Source organism: Mycolicibacterium madagascariense (genome assembly GCF_010729665.1).
Taxonomy (GTDB): domain Bacteria; phylum Actinomycetota; class Actinomycetes; order Mycobacteriales; family Mycobacteriaceae; genus Mycobacterium; species Mycobacterium madagascariense.
The window spans coordinates 4,702,951-4,719,707 of sequence record NZ_AP022610.1 but is presented as its reverse complement, the minus strand read 5'-3'; the positions used below and the strand labels follow the sequence as shown (position 1 = coordinate 4,719,707).

General features: G+C 69.4%; 19 protein-coding genes. 13 read left to right on the top strand and 6 right to left on the bottom strand.

What is annotated here, in order from left to right; translation table 11 throughout:
• Window positions 1-10: 10 nt before the first annotated feature.
• Both G6N60_RS22275 and G6N60_RS22270 read right to left on the bottom strand, forming a co-directional pair.
• Window positions 11-1,159, bottom strand: a complete 1,149-nt coding sequence (locus G6N60_RS22275; RefSeq protein ID WP_163741326.1) for an acyl-CoA dehydrogenase family protein — start codon at window positions 1,157-1,159, stop codon at window positions 11-13.
• The gene (locus tag G6N60_RS22270; protein ID WP_163741325.1) at window positions 1,156-2,865 is read right to left on the bottom strand and encodes an acyclic terpene utilization AtuA family protein; all 1,710 of its coding nucleotides are present in this window, start codon (window positions 2,863-2,865) and stop codon (window positions 1,156-1,158) included. Before G6N60_RS22270 ends, G6N60_RS22275 begins: the two co-directional genes overlap by 4 nt.
• 198 nt (window positions 2,866-3,063) lie before the next feature.
• Between G6N60_RS22270 and rpmF the strand changes: the two genes are divergently transcribed.
• The 10 genes from rpmF (at window position 3,064) to G6N60_RS22220 (ending at window position 11,359) form a co-directional block, all read left to right on the top strand.
• On the top strand, window positions 3,064-3,237 hold the full coding sequence (gene rpmF / locus G6N60_RS22265) for a 50S ribosomal protein L32 (protein ID WP_163741324.1): 174 nt from the start codon (window positions 3,064-3,066) through the stop codon (window positions 3,235-3,237).
• Window positions 3,238-3,305: 68 nt separating this feature from the next.
• On the top strand, window positions 3,306-3,992 hold the full coding sequence (locus G6N60_RS22260) for a response regulator transcription factor (protein WP_163741323.1): 687 nt from the start codon (window positions 3,306-3,308) through the stop codon (window positions 3,990-3,992).
• A gap of 101 nt (window positions 3,993-4,093) precedes the next feature.
• On the top strand, window positions 4,094-5,503 hold the full coding sequence (locus tag G6N60_RS22255) for a HAMP domain-containing sensor histidine kinase (RefSeq protein WP_246241300.1): 1,410 nt from the start codon (window positions 4,094-4,096) through the stop codon (window positions 5,501-5,503).
• A 146-nt stretch (window positions 5,504-5,649) separates the two neighbouring features.
• Complete coding sequence (locus tag G6N60_RS22250; RefSeq protein ID WP_163741321.1) at window positions 5,650-7,026, top strand: S1C family serine protease; 1,377 nt, start codon at window positions 5,650-5,652, stop codon at window positions 7,024-7,026.
• 29 nt (window positions 7,027-7,055) lie between these two features.
• Window positions 7,056-7,595 (top strand): MogA/MoaB family molybdenum cofactor biosynthesis protein, encoded by a 540-nt coding sequence (locus G6N60_RS22245; protein WP_372510980.1) that lies wholly within the window; start codon window positions 7,056-7,058, stop codon window positions 7,593-7,595.
• Window positions 7,596-7,682: 87 nt separating this feature from the next.
• A complete protein-coding gene (locus G6N60_RS22240; RefSeq protein ID WP_163730780.1) occupies window positions 7,683-7,850 on the top strand; it encodes a hypothetical protein in 168 nt (55 codons plus the stop codon).
• Window positions 7,851-8,118: 268 nt separating this feature from the next.
• On the top strand, window positions 8,119-8,742 hold the full coding sequence (locus tag G6N60_RS22235) for a porin MspA (RefSeq protein WP_163741319.1): 624 nt from the start codon (window positions 8,119-8,121) through the stop codon (window positions 8,740-8,742).
• Window positions 8,743-8,978: 236 nt separating this feature from the next.
• Window positions 8,979-9,602: a porin MspA gene (locus G6N60_RS22230; RefSeq protein ID WP_163741318.1), complete on the top strand. Its 624-nt coding sequence runs from the start codon at window positions 8,979-8,981 to the stop codon at window positions 9,600-9,602.
• Window positions 9,603-9,849: 247 nt separating this feature from the next.
• The gene (locus tag G6N60_RS22225; RefSeq protein WP_163741317.1) at window positions 9,850-10,476 is read left to right on the top strand and encodes a porin MspA; all 627 of its coding nucleotides are present in this window, start codon (window positions 9,850-9,852) and stop codon (window positions 10,474-10,476) included.
• Window positions 10,477-10,732: 256 nt separating this feature from the next.
• A complete protein-coding gene (locus G6N60_RS22220; protein WP_163741316.1) occupies window positions 10,733-11,359 on the top strand; it encodes a porin MspA in 627 nt (208 codons plus the stop codon).
• A 59-nt stretch (window positions 11,360-11,418) separates the two neighbouring features.
• Here G6N60_RS22220 and mscL read toward each other — a convergent pair whose 3' ends face one another.
• The 4 genes from mscL to G6N60_RS22200 form a co-directional block, all read right to left on the bottom strand.
• On the bottom strand, window positions 11,419-11,865 hold the full coding sequence (mscL, locus tag G6N60_RS22215; protein ID WP_163741315.1) for a large-conductance mechanosensitive channel protein MscL: 447 nt from the start codon (window positions 11,863-11,865) through the stop codon (window positions 11,419-11,421).
• Between the two features lie 104 nt (window positions 11,866-11,969).
• A complete protein-coding gene (locus G6N60_RS22210) occupies window positions 11,970-12,638 on the bottom strand; it encodes an SAF domain-containing protein (protein WP_163741314.1) in 669 nt (222 codons plus the stop codon).
• A 61-nt stretch (window positions 12,639-12,699) separates the two neighbouring features.
• Window positions 12,700-13,077: an FmdB family zinc ribbon protein gene (locus G6N60_RS22205; protein WP_163741313.1), complete on the bottom strand. Its 378-nt coding sequence runs from the start codon at window positions 13,075-13,077 to the stop codon at window positions 12,700-12,702.
• A 60-nt stretch (window positions 13,078-13,137) separates the two neighbouring features.
• A complete protein-coding gene (locus G6N60_RS22200; protein ID WP_163741312.1) occupies window positions 13,138-13,746 on the bottom strand; it encodes a 5-formyltetrahydrofolate cyclo-ligase in 609 nt (202 codons plus the stop codon).
• Window positions 13,747-13,819: 73 nt separating this feature from the next.
• Between G6N60_RS22200 and G6N60_RS22195 the strand changes: the two genes are divergently transcribed.
• Genes G6N60_RS22195 through G6N60_RS22185 form a run of 3 tightly spaced genes read left to right on the top strand, consistent with a single transcriptional unit; the run spans window position 13,820 to window position 16,694 of the window.
• Window positions 13,820-14,734: a UTP--glucose-1-phosphate uridylyltransferase gene (locus G6N60_RS22195; protein WP_163741310.1), complete on the top strand. Its 915-nt coding sequence runs from the start codon at window positions 13,820-13,822 to the stop codon at window positions 14,732-14,734.
• A 37-nt stretch (window positions 14,735-14,771) separates the two neighbouring features.
• Complete coding sequence (gene glp, locus G6N60_RS22190) at window positions 14,772-16,028, top strand: molybdotransferase-like divisome protein Glp (RefSeq protein ID WP_163741308.1); 1,257 nt, start codon at window positions 14,772-14,774, stop codon at window positions 16,026-16,028.
• 12 nt (window positions 16,029-16,040) lie between these two features.
• Window positions 16,041-16,694, top strand: coding sequence for a GNAT family N-acetyltransferase (locus tag G6N60_RS22185; protein ID WP_163741306.1), 654 nt, complete (start codon window positions 16,041-16,043; stop codon window positions 16,692-16,694).
• The last annotated feature ends 63 nt before the right edge of the window (window positions 16,695-16,757 follow it).

Below are 16,757 nucleotides of genomic sequence, written 5' to 3'. Positions count from 1 at the left end.
GAGCGCAGCGTCACGACTGGTACCCCAGTGTCTTGGCGGCCAGGCTGGCCAGGATCTCGGTGGTGCCCCCGCCGATGCCGAGGATGCGCATGTCCCGGTAATGGCGTTCGACCTCGGACTCCTGCATGTAGCCCATCCCGCCGAACAGCTGGACCGCCGCATTGGCGACCCACTCGCCGGACTCGACGGCGGTGTTCTTGGCGAAGCACACCTCGGTGATCAGATTGGTGTCACCGGCGAGCTGGCGCTCGACGAGATACCGGGTGTACACCCGCGCGACGTCGACCCGGCGCGCCATCTCCGAGAGCGTGTTCTGCACCTGCTGGCGCGAGATCAGCGGCCGCCCGAAGGTCTCCCGGTTGCGGCACCACTCGACGGTCAGGTCCAGGCAGCGCTGCGCGCTCGAATAGGCTTGTGCCGCAAGGCCGACGCGCTCGCTGACGAACGCGCCCGCTATCTGCAGGAAGCCGGTGTTCTCGACGCCGACGAGGTTGGCGGCGGGCACCCGGACGTCGGTGTAGGACAGTTCGGCGGTGTCCGAGGAACGCCAGCCCATCTTCTCCAGCTTGCGGCTGACCTCGAAACCCGGTGTGCCCTTGTCGACGACGATGAGCGAGACCCCGCCGGCGCCCGGTCCACCGGTGCGGGCCGCGGTGACGACGTAGTCGGCCCGCACGCCGGAGGTGATGTAGGTCTTGGCGCCGTTGAGGACGTAGTCGTCCCCGTCGCGGACGGCCTTGGTGGTGAGGTGTCCGACGTCGGAGCCGCCGCCGGGTTCGGTGATCGCCAGGGAGCCGATCTTGTCCCCGCGCAACGTCGGTCGGACGTACTCCTCGATGAGCCGCTCGTCGCCGGAGGCGATCATGTGCGGCACCGCGATGCCGCACGTGAACAGCGACGCGAACACGCCGCCGGGCGCACCCGACTGGTGCATCTCCTCGCAGATCACCACGGCGTCGGCGCCGTCGCCGCCCCCGCCGCCCACCGACTCGGGCATGCCCGCACCGAGCAGCCCAGCGTCACCGGCCTTGCGGTGCAGCTCGCGCGGGATGTCGCCGGTGCGCTCCCACTCGTTGGCGTGGGGGAGGATCTCGCGTTCGGCGAAGTCCCGCACGGTCTTTCGGAGTTGTTCGCGTTCGGGTGTGGTCCAGATGTTCACGAGAGAAAGGCCTCCGGAATGTCGAGGTAACGGGCGCGCAGCCATTCGCCGAGCCCCTTGGCCTGGGGGTCGAAGCGGGCCTGGTGGGCCACCCCCTTGCCGAGGATGCCCTCGATGACGAAGTTCACGGCGCGCAGATTGGGCAGCACTTGGCGGGTCACGGTCAGCTCGCGGGTCTCCGGGAGCAGGTCGCGCAGCACGTCGACGGTGAGCGTCTCGACCAGCCAGGGCCAGTGGTCCTGATGGCGGACCCATACGCCGACGTTGGCGTCACCGCCCTTGTCGCCGCTGCGCGCACCGGCGATGCGCCCTAGGGGCGCCCGTCGAGTTGGGCTGGGAGACAAGGGTTCCGGCACGGCGGGTTCGGCGACCGGTTCGAGCACCAAGGTGTCGGTGGCGACGGGAATGTCGACCCGCGTGCCGTCGGCGTGGACCGCCACGTGGGGGACGAGCGCGGCGTCGACGTAGCCCGCGGTGAACACCCCGTAGACCTGGCCGTCGCCGGGTGGCGCCGTCGTCGTGAAGCCTGGGTAGCTCGCCAATGCCAATTCGACTGCGGCAGAGGAGAAGTGGCGTCCGACGTTCTTCGGGTCGGGGTCGCGGACCACGCAGCGCAGCAGCGCGCTGGCCGCCTCCTCGGTGTCGGCGTCGGGATGGTCGGTGCGCGCCAGCGTCCACTCCAGCTCGGCGGGCTTGACGGTGAGGCCGGCCTCCAGCTGGCTTCGGACGAGGTCGGCCTTGGCCTCGACGTCGAGTCCGGTCAGCACGAACGTCATGGCGTTGCGAAACCCGCCGATGGCGTTGAGCGAGACCTTGAGCGTCGGTGGCGGCGGCTCGCCGCGCACGCCGCGCAGGCGCACCCGATCGGGTCCGTCGTCGGACAGGACGACGCTGTCGAGCCGCAGCGTGACGTCGGGGTTGGCGTAGCGCGCCCCGCCGATCTCGTAGAGCAGCTGCGCCGTGACGGTGTCGACGCTGACGAGTCCGCCGGTGCCGCGATGCTTGGTGATGACCGACGAGCCGTCGGCGTCGATCTCGGCGATGGGGAAGCCGGGGTGTCCGAGATCGGGCACCTCGGTGAAGAACGCGTAGTTGCCGCCGGTCGCCTGGGTGCCGCACTCGATGACGTGGCCCGCGGCGACGGCGCCGGCGAGGGCGTCGTAGTCGGTGCGCCCCCAGCCGAAGTGGGCGGAGGCCGGGCCGACGATGACCGACGCATCGGTCACGCGACCGGTGACCACGACGTGGGCGCCCGCGTTCAGGCAGTCGACGATGCCCCACGCGCCGAGGTAGGCGTTGGCCGCCAGCGGGGTGCCGAAGCCGAGGTCGGCTGCGCGGCCGACCAGGTCGTCGCCCTCGACGTGCGCGACGTCGACGTGCAGGCCCAGGCGTTCGGCCAGCGCGCGGACGGCATCGGCCAGTCCGGCCGGGTTCAGCCCGCCGGCGTTGGCGACGATCTTGACGCCGTTGTCGAGCGCGGTGCCGAGGCTGGTCTCGAGCTGGGTGAGGAAGGTCTTGGCGTAGCCGCGGTCGGGCGACTTGGCGCGGTCGCGGGCGAGGATCAGCATCGTCAGCTCGGCCAGGTAGTCCCCGGTGAGGTAGTCGAGGTCGCCGCCGGTGATCATCTCGTGCATGGCGGCGTGCCGGTCGCCGTAGAAGCCCGAGCAGTTGCCGATCCGAACTGGTGCCAACTCCCGAACTCCCATCGCCGTCGACGCCCCCAACCAACCGGTAGGTTACCCGTTACCGATGGTCCGGAGTCAAGGGTGCGGCGCCGATCGCCCGGGTGTCCGATGCGCCGGTTTTGGAGGCTGCCCAGCTCACCGGCTATCCTGAGCTGCAATTGCCGACGCCCATGTGCGCGTGGCATCCCACATGCATCGATCGTCGAAGAGGAGTCCACCATGGCTGTGCCGAAGCGGAGAATGTCGCGGTCCAACACCCGCAGCCGGCGGTCGCAGTGGAAGGCCGAGGCCACCGGCCTGGTCAACGTCAACGTGGCCGGTCAGCAGCACAAGGTGCCGCGCCGCCTGCTCAAGGCCGCCCGCCTCGGCCTGATCGACCTCGACCGCCGCTAGCCAACTCCTCGCGGCCTGGGCGGCGCGCCTCTCAGGTCAGTCTCAGACGCGGGGTCGACACTGTGGCTGTGCGAATACTTGTCGTTGACGACGACCGCGCTGTGCGCGAATCCCTGCGCCGTTCGCTCGCCTTCAACGGCTACTCGGTCGAGTTGGCGCAGGACGGGCTCGAAGCCCTCGACCTCATTGCCAGCGACCGTCCCGACGCCCTCGTGCTCGACGTGATGATGCCGCGGCTCGACGGGCTCGAGGTCTGCCGGCAGCTGCGCAGCACCGGCGACGACCTGCCCATCCTCGTCCTCACGGCGCGGGACTCGGTGTCCGAACGCGTCGCGGGTCTCGACGCCGGGGCCGACGACTACCTGCCGAAGCCGTTCGCTCTGGAGGAGCTGCTCGCCAGGATGCGCGCGCTGCTGAGGCGGCGCGTCCTGCCCGAGGACCACGACTCGGCGGCGCTGACGTTCTCCGATCTGAGCCTGGATCCCGTCACGCGCGAGGTCACCAGGGGCGAACGTCAGATCAGCCTGACCCGCACCGAGTTCTCGCTGCTGGAGATGTTGATCGCAAACCCGCGCCGGGTGTTGACCCGCAGCCGCATCCTCGAAGAGGTGTGGGGCTTCGACTTCCCGACGTCGGGCAACGCCCTCGAGGTCTACGTCGGCTACCTGCGCCGCAAGACCGAGGCCGAGGGCGAGCCGCGGCTCATTCACACGGTGCGCGGAGTGGGCTACGTATTGCGCGAGACCCCGCCCTGATGGCATCCGCCAGGACGCCGTTCTGGTGGCGCTCCCGCGAGCGGCGCACGGCCGACGTCACGACCCATGCCGCCAGCTCGGTGTCGCTGCGGTGGCGCGTGATGCTGCTCGCCATGTCGATGGTGGCGATGGTCGTGGTGGTGATGGCGCTCGCCGTCTACGCGGTCGTGTCCCGCGCGCTCTACGACGACATCGACAACCAGCTGCAGATTCGCGGCAGGCTGCTGATCGAGAGCGGCCTGCTCGCCGTCGATCCGGGCAAGGCCATCGAGGGCACGGCGTACTCCGACGTCAACGCCATGTTCGTGGATCCGGGGCGGTCGATCTATACCGCCAATCAGGAGGGGCAGACCCTGCCGCTCGGCGACCCGGAGAAGGACGTCATCCAGGGCTCGCTGCAGATGTCGTTGCGCACGGTCAACTTCCAGCGGGTGCTCGCGGTGCACCTGCCCAGCGGTGACTCGCTGCTGATCTCGAAGAGCCTCGGCCCCACCGCGCAGGTCATCAAGCGCCTCGGGACCATCCTGCTCATCATCGGCGGTCTCGGCATGGCGGTCGCGGCGATCGCGGGTGGCACCGTCGCGCGCACCGGGCTGCGGCCGGTGGCACGGTTGACCGACGCCGCGGAGCGCGTCGCGAGGACCGACGACCTACGCCCCATCCCCGTGCACGGCAGCGACGAGCTGGCCCGCCTCACCGAGGCGTTCAACATGATGCTGCGCGCGCTCGCCGAATCGCGGGAGCGCCAGGCCCGCCTCGTCACCGATGCGGGCCACGAACTGCGCACCCCGCTGACCTCGCTGCGCACCAACGTCGAACTCCTCATGGCGTCGATGGCCCCGGGTGCCCCCTCCATCCCGGAGGAGGAGATGGCCGGACTGCGCACCGACGTCATCGCGCAGATCGAGGAGCTGTCGACGCTCGTCGGCGATCTGGTCGACCTCACCAGAGACGATGCCGGCGTGACGATCTCCGAGCCCGTCGACCTCGCCGACGTCGTCGACCGCAGCCTGGAGCGAGTTCGCCGGCGCCGCAACGACATCGAGTTCGACGTGCAGACCATCCGGTGGCAGGTCTTCGGCGACGACGCCGGGCTGTCGAGGGCGGTGCTCAACCTGCTCGACAACGCCGCCAAGTGGAGCCCACCCGGCGGTCGGGTGGACGTGCGGCTGGCCCAGGTCGACCCGTCGTTCGCCGAGTTGGTGGTGCGGGACCACGGCCCCGGCATCCCGCCCAGCGAGCGGGACCTCGTGTTCGAGCGGTTCTACCGGTCCACCTCGGCGCGCGCGATGTCCGGCTCGGGGCTCGGTCTGGCGATCGTCAAGCAGGTGGTCGTGAAACACGGTGGCACGCTTCGCATCGACGAGACCGTGCCGGGTGGTGACCCGCCGGGCGCGTCGATTCACGTGATCCTGCCGGGCCGGCTGGTCTACGCCGACGGCGTGGGCGCGGCCGCGACACGCACCGGCGCTTCGGTGGACGCGGGGGGCGGTAACCCCGAGAATGGATGACGGGTGGGTTCTGCGAGAAGTCTGGGCATGTCCCGAATGATCTCTAAGTGGATTCTCAGCCCCAAGGGGCACGCTCGGGGAGCGCCTTTCGTTACCCATGACAGACCGACGACGCCGAACACCCGAAGGAAGAGCACACAGTCGCAATGACGAATGATCCGAGGTATTCGCCGCCGCCCCCGCACGGGCATCGGCCAGGTGTTCACCAGGGCGCGGCGCCGGGCTACCCCGGTCAGCACCGCGCGGGTGGCTATCCGCAGCAGTCCTATGACTGGCGCTACGCCACGCAGCCACCGCAGGCCTACCGCGGCCCCCACGATCCATATCGTCCCGTCGATCCGACGCGGATGCTGCCCGGGCAGCCGCCCGTTCCCCAAAGGCGTTCCCGCGCAGGACGTTTGACGGTGGGCGCCCTGGCGATCGCCGTGGTCTCCGCGGGCATCGGCGGCGGCGTCGCCGCGCTCATGGAACCCGGCAGGCCCACGCTCAGCTCCTCGGTCTCGGGCGCCACCCCCGGCGAACCCGCCGCGAACCTGCCGGCCGGCTCCGTCGAACAGGTCGCCGCCAAGGTCGTGCCCAGCGTGGTGAAGCTCGAGACGGACATGGGCAGGCAGTCCGAGGAGGGCTCGGGCATCATCTTGTCGACCGACGGCCTCATCCTGACGAACAACCACGTCGTCGCCGCCGCCAACAGCGCGGCAGGCCCGCCCGGTGGCGCGGGTGCGCCCGGCGTGCCCGGGGCGCCTCCCGCCGCCGGCGCCATGCAGACCAAGGTCACGTTCGCCAACGGCGCGACGACGAGCTTCAAGGTCGTCGGCACCGATCCCAGCAGTGACATCGCGGTCGTCCAGGCCGTCGGCGCCACCGGGCTGGCGCCCATCACGCTCGGCTCGTCGGCGAATCTGCGCGTCGGGCAGGAGGTGGTGGCCGTCGGGTCGCCCCTCGGCTTGGAGGGCACCGTCACCACCGGCATCGTGAGCGCGCTGAACCGGCCGGTGGCCGCGGGCGGCGACGCGCAGAACCAGAACACCGTGCTCGACGCCATTCAGACCGACGCGGCGATCAACCCCGGCAACTCCGGTGGCGCGCTGGTCAACATGAACGGCGAGCTGGTGGGCGTGAACTCCGCGATCGCCACCCTGGGCGGAGACTCCGGCGCGACCCAGAGCGGTTCGATCGGTCTCGGGTTCGCGATTCCGGTGGACCAGGCCAAGCGCATCGCCAACGAGCTGATCCAGAGCGGCACCGCGTCGCATGCCTCGCTCGGCGTGCAGGTCGGCAGCGACGCGAGCGTCGACGGCGCGAAGATCGTCGACGTCACCGCAGGTGGGGCGGCCGCGACGGCCGGACTGCCGAGCGGCGTCGTCGTCACCAAGGTCGACGACCGCGTGATCAACAGTGCGGACGCTCTGGTGGCCGCGGTGCGGTCCAGGGCCCCCGGTGACAAGGTGACGCTCACGTACCTCGACGCGAACGGCAAGCCGCAGACCGTGGACGTCACCCTCGGCAAGGCGCAGCAATGACGGTCGCCTCGGGTCGCCCGGAGCTCAGGATGGCTGCGCCGCCGTCGGCAGCGGGATATACGGTGGCGTTCATGGAACAGCCAGGTGAGTTGGTCGGCCGCGCACTGGTCGTCGTCGTCGACGACCGGACGGCGCACGGAGACGAAGAGGACCACAGCGGTCCGCTGGTCACCGAGTTGTTGGGCGAGGCGGGCTTCGTCGTCGACGGCGTCGTCGTCGTCGCGGCAGACGAGGTCGAGATTCGCAACGCGCTCAACACCGCGGTCATCGGCGGGGTGGACCTGGTGATCTCGGTGGGCGGCACGGGCGTATCGCCGCGGGACGTGACCCCCGAGGCCACCACGACGATCCTCGACCGCGAGCTGCTCGGAATCTCGGAGGCGTTGCGGGCGTCGGGTCTGTCGGCGGGCATCGTCGACGCGGGCGTCTCGCGGGGGCTTGCCGGCATCTCGGGCAGCACGCTCGTCGTCAACATCGCCGGTTCGCGCGGCGCAGTGCGCGACGGGATGGCCACCCTCGGCCCGTTGGCGACCCAGATCATCAGTCAGCTGTCCAGCCTCGAGATCTGAGCCCGTGACGGCGGCGACCGCGCTCGACGCAACGGGGGTCGGGCTCTCGGCGTACCTGTGCGGGCGCTGTGATCTTGATCACAGGCAGTGGCGATCGTGACCGGCCAGGATCGATCGAAGCGGCCCTCGGTGCACGACGTCTTCGGCGACTCGCTACCCGAGACCACCAAAGACGAATGGGATGAGCCCGCCGCCCATCGCGAGTCCGACCGCGAGCAGTGGCTGCGCGACAACGTTCCGCCCCATCACGACTGATCTCATTCCCTCGATTTCCCGCGGCCTGACCCGCCCTGTCGGGTGATCGTCATGCGCGGAGGCTGACGCGCGCCCATCCGACCGCGACGTGCAGTGGCCGCGGTTGCACGCGTTGCCCGTGTCGATGTCGCATCGATACGTTCCTGCCCGTCATGCACGGCACGGCGTGCGAGCGGCAGGTGAGTTTCCCAATTCCCTTGTATGTCTTGCTGTTTCGCCTGCAAACGAACGGGCGACCTGTGGGTTCGCCACGACAGCTAGGGAGATCATGAAGGCAATCAGTCGGGCTTTCGTCACGGTAATCGCGTCGGCCGCAACGCTATTGGCGAGCGCGGGCATCTCGCACGCAGGGCTCGACGACGAGCTCAGCCTGGTCGACGGTCAGGGTCGCACCCTGACGGTGCAACAGTGGGACATCTTCCTCGACGGCGTGTCCCCACTCGACCGCAACCGGCTGACCCGTGAGTGGTTCCACTCCGGTCAGGCGAAGTACACCGTCTCCGGTCCTGGCGCGGAGGACTTCGAGGGCACGTTGATCCTGGGCTACGAGGTCGGCTTCCCCTGGTCGTTGGGGGTGGCCATCGGTTTCAGCTACACCACGCCGAACGTCCTGCTGGACGACGTCACACCCGAGCAGCCCCTGCAGGCCGACACCCCCAACCTGCTCCCGGGCGTGAACTTCAGCGCCGATCTGGGCAATGGGCCTGGCGTGCAAGAGATCTCGACGTTCGAGGTCGACGTGTCCGGCTCGGCCGGCGGCGTCGCGGTGTCCAAGGCGCACGGCACGGTCACCGGCGCGGCCGGTGGGGTGCTGCTGCGTCCGTTCGCCCGACTGGTCGCCTCCACCGGCGACCTCGTCACCACGTACGGCGAACCGTGGAACATGAACTGACGACACTGGTAGACGGGCGCGCCGACCGGTGGGTTCGGGGCGCCCAGGCCACCACGTGCAAGGTCTGCATTTGCACGTGTTGCCTGCCGGAACGCCGCGTCGATAGGTTCCTGCCGTCATAGATGAGCGCAGCGTGAGAACGACATGTGGAACCTCTAATTCCCGTTCGTCTCTTCATGTTTCGAGCGCCGACGAAGCAGGCGGACCACGGGTTCGTCACGACAGCTAGGGAGATCATGAAGGCAATCAGTCGGGTGCTCATCGCGCTCATCGCCTCGGCGTCAGCGCTCTTCGCGAGTGCGGGCACCTCACACGCCGAGCTGGACAACGAGCTGAGCCTGGTCGACGGCCAGGGGCGCACGCTGACGGTGCAGCACTGGGACACCTTCCTCAACGGTGTCTTCCCCCTCGACCGCAACCGGCTGACGCGCGAGTGGTTCCACTCCGGTCGGGCGAAGTACACGGTCGCCGGGCCCGACGCCGACGAGTTCACGGGCACGTTGGAGATGGGGTACCAGATCGGCTTCCCGTGGTCCCTGGGCGTGGGCATCAGCTTCAGCTACACCACGCCCAATCTCCTGCTGGACGACATCACTCCTGCGCAGCCCCTTCAGATCATCACGCCGAACCTGTTCCCCGGCGTGTCCTTCAGCGCCGACCTGGGCAACGGGCCCGGCATCCAGGAGGTCGCGACCTTCTCGGTCGACGTGGAGGGTGCTGAGGGCGGGGTCGCGGTCTCCAACGCTCACGGCACGGTGACCGGTGCGGCCGGCGGTGTGCTGCTGCGTCCGTTCGCCCGACTGATCGCCTCCACCGGTGACGCCGTCACCACCTACGGCGAGCCGTGGAACATGAACTGACTCCCCAGTCCGACCAGCGCAGCCCCCGGCCTTTGGCCGGGGGCTGCCTTTTTATTCCCTACGGGTTGCCTACTCGTTGCCCCCCCTATATGTTTCTGCTGTCAACGATGAGTATTGCGTAAGAACAGCATGTGGGAATTCTAATTCTGCTCACATCATGGTCTTGCGAGGTGTCAGGTTTAGCGGTAGAGCCGGGCACTCACAGAAACCGCGGACATCGCGTCCGTCACGACTAGCTAGGGAGATCATGAAGGCAATCAGTCGGGTGCTGGTCGCGTTGGTCGCGGCCGTCGCGGCTCTGTTCGCGAGCACGGGCACCTCTCACGCAGGGCTGGACAACGAGCTGAGCCTGGTCGACGGCCAGGGTCGCACCCTGACGGTGCAGCAGTGGGACACCTTCCTCAACGGTGTCTTCCCCCTTGACCGCAACCGGCTGACCCGTGAGTGGTTCCACTCCGGTCAGGCGAAGTACACCTGCGCCGGCCCGGGCTGCGACGAGTTCGACGGCACGCTGGAGCTGGGCTACCAGATCGGCTTCCCGTGGTCGCTCGGTGTGGGCATCAACTTCAGCTACACCACCCCCAACCTGCTCGTTGACGACGGTAACGCGACCAACGCGTTCGCCCAGTTCATCACCCCGAACCTGTTTCCCGGCGTGTCCTTCAGCGCCGACCTGGGCAACGGCCCCGGCATCCAGGAGGTCGCCACCTTCTCCGTGGACGTCAAGGGTGCTGCCGGCGGCGTCGCGGTCTCCAACGCCCACGGCACGGTGACCGGTGCGGCCGGCGGCGTGCTGCTGCGTCCGTTCGCCCGCCTCATCGCCTCCACCGGTGACAGCGTCACCACCTACGGCGACCCGTGGAACATGAACTGATTCCCTAGTCCGACGAGAGCAGCCCCCGGCCCCGGCCGGGGGCTGTCTTCGTATGCGGGTTTGCCCTGCTGCGGGAGGGAAACGCCGTTCGGGTTGCCGACTCGAACCCCCCCGGCTATGTTCTGCTGACGACGATGAGCTGTACGTAAGAAACGCATGTGAAGATCCTCATCTCGCGGCCGGGCCCACGGCAGCGGCTCGGTGAGGCAGTCAACCAACGATGAGGCGGACCGTCCGCCGTGGCGACAGGGGGATCATGAAGGCAATCAGTCGGGTGCTGGTCGCGGTGTTCGCGGCCGTCGCAGCGCTGTTCGCGAGCACGGGCACCTCTCACGCCGGGCTGGACAACGAGCTGAGCCTGGTCGACGGGCAAGGGCGCACCCTGACGGTGCAGCAGTGGGACACCTTCCTGAACGGTGTCTTCCCCCTGGACCGCAACCGGCTGACCCGTGAGTGGTTCCACTCCGGTCAGGCGAAGTACACCTGCGCCGGCCCGGGCTGCGACGAGTTCGATGGCACGCTGGAGCTGGGCTACCAGATCGGCTTCCCGTGGTCGCTCGGTGTGGGCATCAACTTCAGCTACACCACCCCGAACATCCTGCTCGACGACGCGACGGCCGCGAACGCCTTCGCACAGATCATCACCCCGAACCTGTTCCCCGGCGTGTCCTTCAGCGCCGACCTGGGCAACGGCCCCGGCATCCAGGAGGTCGCCACCTTCTCCGTGGACGTCAAGGGTCCGGCCGGCGGCGTCGCGGTCTCCAACGCGCACGGCACGGTGACCGGTGCGGCCGGCGGCGTGCTGCTGCGTCCGTTCGCCCGCCTCATCGCCTCCACCGGTGACAGCGTCACCACCTACGGCGACCCGTGGAACATGAACTGATTCCCTAGTCTCACGACAACAGCCCCCGGCCTCGGCCGGGGGCTGTTCTCGTCGTGTACCTACTTGTCGCCGCTGGTGTGCGTGGCGGTGTCCGGGCTGGGGCCCGTGCCTGGTCCGGTGACGGTCTCGACGCTGGCGCCGTCCTTGAGCAGGTTGCGGATCTCGGTGAGCAGGCTGAGCTCGGTGTCCTGGGCCTGCTCGACCTCGCCGCGCTTGCGCAGCCGGTTGTAGGGCACCACGACCAGGAAGTAAACGACCGCCGCCACCAGCACGAAGTTGATGGCCGCAGAGATCAGGACGTTGAGGTCGATGGTCTGGCCGCCGCCGATGTTGATCTTCAGGAGTCCGACGTTGGTGCTGCTGGCGCCGATGCGGCTGGTCAACGGGGTGATGATGCTGTCGGTGAACGTCTTGACGAGCGCGGTGAACGCGGTGCCGATGACGACCGCGACGGACAGATCGACGATGTTGCCGCGGGAGAGGAACTCCTTGAAACCCTTCAGCACGTGCAGAGCCCTTTCGTTGGGTGGGGCTGTTCGGGTGGCCGGCCCCAGGGAGTTCAACGCTAACGCTGGAGGACCCCTGAATGCGCGCTTCTGCGCCGCGGCGCTCAGTGAAAGGTCAGGGTGATCTCCTGCGACAGGGAGGCGCCGGCGACGTCGTTGGCCTGTGCCGCGGGCAGTGCGACGAGCACGACGCCGTCGCGCGCGACGTCCTTAGCCTTGGCCGACACCAGGACCACGACGGCGCCGGTCGCCACCACCCGGGGCCGTCCACCGTCGCCCACGTGCGCCGGTCCGCCGGCCTCGGGGTCCGACACGGTGAGCACGTCGACCACGTCCCCGGGGCGCACCAGGTCCAGCAGGGCGGCGTCGGCGGGATGGATCGGCACGATGCGCGCGTCCGGCCCGGCGGTGGCGTCGGCGAGCCGCGAGCTGAGCACCCGGACGTCGGTCACCACCTCACCCCGGCGGGCAGGCCCCGTCAGCGTCGCCCCGATCAGCCGGCCGACGTCGGCCTGCGCACCATCGGGAACCGTTGTGGCCGAACGGGATTCAAGGTTCAGGTCGGTCGCCGCGAGCGCGTGCCCCGGAGCGAGGTCGCGCGCCGCGACCACCACGTCGACGTGCCCCGCCGAGGGGTCCGGACGCAGTGCGACGACGGCGGCCAGTACGACCAGCGCCCCGGCGGTCGTCCGACGGGCCGCGGCGGTGCGCGTCCAGTCGGGCCGCAGGGCCAGCAGCCGTGCCGCTCGCGAGGGATTCAGGGATTGCGCCACACCGCCACGCTAGGCAGCGCGGGCCCGGTGCGACAGGGGTCGGCCGACGGCCTGTGGACAACTAGGAGCTGGCGGCGCTGCTCGACGACGACGCCGAGCTGGAGGCACTGGAACTCGACGAGGAGCCAGAGGACTTGTCTGCGGACTTCTCGCTCGACTTCGGCTTGTCGGCGGGCTTGGACGACGACGCGTCCGAGGACTTCTCCGAGGAGGACGACGAGGACTCGCTGCTGCTGGAGCCGTTGATGGTGCTCTTGGCGGAGTCGCGGCTGTCATTGCGGTAGAAGCCGCTGCCCTTGAAGACGACACCGACCGAACCGAACAGCTTGCGCAGCCGGCCCGAGCACTTCGGGCACGTCGTGAGGGCATCGTCGGTGAAGGCCTGTACGGCGTCGAAACGGTTGTCGCACTCGGTACATGCGTACGAATAGGTCGGCACCAAAACCTCCGAGGAATGACGAACTGTGTTAGCACTCTAACTGCTCAAGTGCTAGAACCGCTACGTGGGTCGGGCCATTCCCGGCGGTTCCGCGAGCGCGAGGAGGCCGCGGCCCGGTGTCAGCGCGTGCGTCATCGGGACGTCGTGCGGTTCGCCGGGCAAGGCGTCGAACACCTCGTCGTCGCGGAGCATCGCCACCAGCCGCGCGCTCGGGTCCGCCAGGGGAAGTGACCGGTCGTAGAAGCCGGCGCCCCGGCCCAACCGGGTGCCGGACCGGTCGACGGCCAGGGCGGGGACCACGACGAGTGCCACCGCGCCGATCGCCTCGGCCGGTCGCCACGGCGGGGACGGCTCGCGCAGTCCGTGGCCCGCAGCGACGAGTCCGCCCTTGCGGTACTCACCCCACAGCAGTGGCAGCGGGGTGCCGGCGGCGTCCTCGCGCGCGACCGGCAGCAACACGATGGCACCCGCGGACACCAACGCATCCAGCATGGTCGGGGCACCGGGTTCGGACCCGACGGGGAAGTAGGCGCACACGGTGTCACCCGGTCGCACCAGGTCGACGAGGCGTGCGCACAGCGCCTCGGCCTCGGCGGTGCGGACCTCCGCGGCGAGCGCGCGGCGGGCGGCGAGGATGCCGGCCCGCAGTTCGGCCTTGGTTTCCTGCACGGGTTCACCATGTCATGTCGAACATCGCGGGCTTGCCGGGTTGCCAGACGTCGATCACGTTAGGGTGTGAACGATGACGACACGGGCTCTGGTGCCGATTCCACGCACCGCGATCGTTCCGGCCGCGGGCTTGGGGACGCGATTCCTCCCCGCTACCAAGACGGTCCCCAAGGAGTTGCTACCCGTCGTCGACACCCCCGGCATCGAACTGGTGGCCGCCGAAGCGGCCGAGGCAGGCGCCGAACGTCTCGTCATCGTCACCTCCGAGGGCAAGGACGGCGTCGTCGCGCACTTCGTCGAAGACCTCATCCTCGAGGGCACGCTCGAGGCCCGCGGCAAGCATCTGATGCTGGAGAAGGTGCGTCGCGCCCCCGCTCTGATCAAGGTCGAGTCCGTCGTGCAGAGCGAACCGCTGGGGCTCGGGCACGCCGTCAGCTGCGTCGAGTCCACCCTGCAGCCGGACGAGGACGCCGTCGCGGTGCTACTGCCCGACGATCTGGTGTTGCCGACGGGCGTGCTCGAGACCATGTCGAAGGTGCGTGCCAAGCGCGGGGGATCGGTGTTGTGCGCCATCGAGGTGCCTGCCGACGAGATCAGCGCCTACGGCGTGTTCGACGTCGAGGTGGTGCCAGATGCCGCGAACCCGAACGTGCTGCGGGTCAGGGGCATGGTCGAGAAGCCCAAGGCCGAGGACGCGCCGTCGCTGTTTGCCGCCGCGGGTCGCTACGTGTTGGACCGGGCGATCTTCGACGCGTTGCGGCGGGTGCCGCGCGGGGTGGGCGGCGAGATTCAGCTGACCGACGCCATCGCGCTGCTGATCGAGGAGGGCCACCCGGTCCACGTCGTCGTGCACCGCGGGCGCCGACACGACCTGGGAAATCCCGGCGGCTACCTCAAGGCTGCGGTTGACTTTGCCTTGGAGCGTGACGACTACGGGCCGGATCTGCGGCGCTGGCTGGTGGAGCGACTGGGCCTGGGCGCCAACTGACTAGCCTGGGGCTCCGCGACTGAAGAAAGGCGCATGAGTGCGTTCGGTGGAGGAGCAGCAAGCAAGGGTGGCTGCCGCCGCGGTGGCGCCGAGGCCCGTGCGGGTCGCGATCGCCGAAGCGCAGGGGCTGATGTGCGCCGAGGAGGTCGTCACCGAACGGCCGCTACCCGGCTTCGACCAGGCGGCGATCGATGGCTACGCGGTGCGCAGCGTCGACGTCCTCGGGGTCGAGTCCGGTGACGGCGACGAGGGCGGCGGTGGCGACGTCAGTCTTCCCGTCATGGGGGTCATCGAGGCGGGCGCCAAGACGCCGAGCCGACTCCAGCCACGCCAGGCGGCCAGGGTGCAGACGGGCGCGCCGATGCCGACCCTCGCCGACGCCGTGCTCCCGCTGCGCTGGACCGACGGCGGTGATTCCCGGGTGCGCGTGCTGCGCGGTGTGCGATCCGGGGCCTATGTCCGCCGCACCGGCGACGACGTGCAGCCCGGTGACGTGGCCGTGCGATCGGGGACCATCATCGGCGCGGCCCAAGTGGGGTTGCTCGCGGCGGTCGGACGCGAACGGGTGCTGGTGCACCCGCGGCCCCGGCTGTCGGTCATGAGCGTCGGCGGCGAACTCGTCGACGTGTCGAGGACGCCGGGCAACGGGCAGGTCTACGACGTCAACTCCTATGCGCTGGCCGCGGCGGGTCGCGACGCCGGCGCCGAGGTCAACCGCGTCGGCATCGTCGACACCGAGTCCAAGGGTCTGCGCGACGTCGTCGAGGGGCAGATCAACCGCGCCGAGGTCCTGGTGATCGCCGGCGCGGTGGGCGGCACGGCCGCCGAGAGCGTGCGGGCGGTGCTCTCCGAGCTGGGGGACATCGAGGTCGCGCGCATCGCGATGCATCCCGGCTCGGTGCAGGGGTTCGGTCAGCTGGGCCGCGACGGTGTGCCGGTGTTCCTGCTGCCCGCGAATCCGGTGAGTGCGCTGGTGGTGTTCGAGGTGATGGTTCGCCCGCTGATCCGCATGTCGCTGGGCAAACGGCAGCCCCTTCGGCGTGTCGTGCAGGCCCGCACGCTGTCGCCGATCACGTCGGTCGCGGGGCGCAAGGGCTACCTCCGCGGGCAGCTGATGCGCGACCAGGACACCGGCGAATATCTGGTGCAGGCACTCGGCGGCGCGCCCGGCGCGTCGTCGCATCTGCTGGCGACGCTGGCAGAAGCCAACTGCCTGGTCGTGATACCCGGCGAGGCGGAGCAGGTCCGCACCGGCGAGATCGTGGACGTCGCCTTCCTGGCGCAACGCGGCTGACGATCGTCGGACATGAACCTCTGGCGCTCGACCACCATGCACCCGGGTTGGCCGAAGCCCGTGGGTCCGCTGCGGGTGCCCGCGGGTCTGGTGCGGCTGCGGCCGGTGCGGCTGCGCGACGGCGCGGCGTGGAGTCGCATCCGGCTGACCGACCAGGCCCACCTGGAGCCGTGGGAGCCGGTGGCCGACGTGAATTGGCAAGTGCGACACGCGATTTCGTCGTGGCCGACGATCTGCTCCGGGCTTCGCAGCGAGGCGCGCAAGGGTCGCATGCTGCCCTACGCCATCGAGCTGGACGGTGAGTTCTGCGGACAGCTGACCATTGGCAACGTGACCCACGGCGCGCTGCGTTCGGCATGGATCGGCTACTGGGTGGCCAAGGAACACAACGGTGGCGGCGTCGCGACCGGCGCGGTCGCGTTGGGTCTCGACCACGGCTTCGGGCCGGTGGGACTGCACCGCATCGAGGCGACGGTGCGTCCGGAGAACGCGCCGAGTCGAGCCGTGCTGGCGAAGGCGCGCTTCCGCGAGGAGGGTCTGCTTCGGCGCTATCTGGAGGTGGACGGGGCGTGGCGGGACCACCTGCTGGTGGCGATCACCATCGAGGAGCTCACCGGCTCGGCGACGTCTGCGCTGGTCCGCGACGGACGGGCGACATGGGCGTGAACCTGTGACAGATGTGACTCAAGGGACAGATGTGCTTGTAAGAGGTGAATCACAGGTGTGTAA

What these genes read in the sequence shown, in the direction of transcription:
- rpmF (WP_163741324.1), top strand. Translation starts at nt 3,064, where the DNA reads ATGGCTGTGCCGAAGCGGAGAATGTCGCGGTCCAACACCCGCAGCCGG.
- G6N60_RS22270 (WP_163741325.1), bottom strand. Translation starts at nt 2,865, where the DNA reads ATGGGAGTTCGGGAGTTGGCACCAGTTCGGATCGGCAACTGCTCGGGC.
- G6N60_RS22250 (WP_163741321.1), top strand. Translation starts at nt 5,650, where the DNA reads ATGACGAATGATCCGAGGTATTCGCCGCCGCCCCCGCACGGGCATCGG.
- G6N60_RS22195 (WP_163741310.1), top strand. Translation starts at nt 13,820, where the DNA reads ATGACGACACGGGCTCTGGTGCCGATTCCACGCACCGCGATCGTTCCG.
- G6N60_RS22220 (WP_163741316.1), top strand. Translation starts at nt 10,733, where the DNA reads ATGAAGGCAATCAGTCGGGTGCTGGTCGCGGTGTTCGCGGCCGTCGCA.
- G6N60_RS22255 (WP_246241300.1), top strand. Translation starts at nt 4,094, where the DNA reads ATGCTGCTCGCCATGTCGATGGTGGCGATGGTCGTGGTGGTGATGGCG.
- G6N60_RS22235 (WP_163741319.1), top strand. Translation starts at nt 8,119, where the DNA reads ATGAAGGCAATCAGTCGGGCTTTCGTCACGGTAATCGCGTCGGCCGCA.
- G6N60_RS22245 (WP_372510980.1), top strand. Translation starts at nt 7,056, where the DNA reads ATGGCTGCGCCGCCGTCGGCAGCGGGATATACGGTGGCGTTCATGGAA.
- G6N60_RS22225 (WP_163741317.1), top strand. Translation starts at nt 9,850, where the DNA reads ATGAAGGCAATCAGTCGGGTGCTGGTCGCGTTGGTCGCGGCCGTCGCG.
- G6N60_RS22185 (WP_163741306.1), top strand. Translation starts at nt 16,041, where the DNA reads ATGAACCTCTGGCGCTCGACCACCATGCACCCGGGTTGGCCGAAGCCC.
- G6N60_RS22230 (WP_163741318.1), top strand. Translation starts at nt 8,979, where the DNA reads ATGAAGGCAATCAGTCGGGTGCTCATCGCGCTCATCGCCTCGGCGTCA.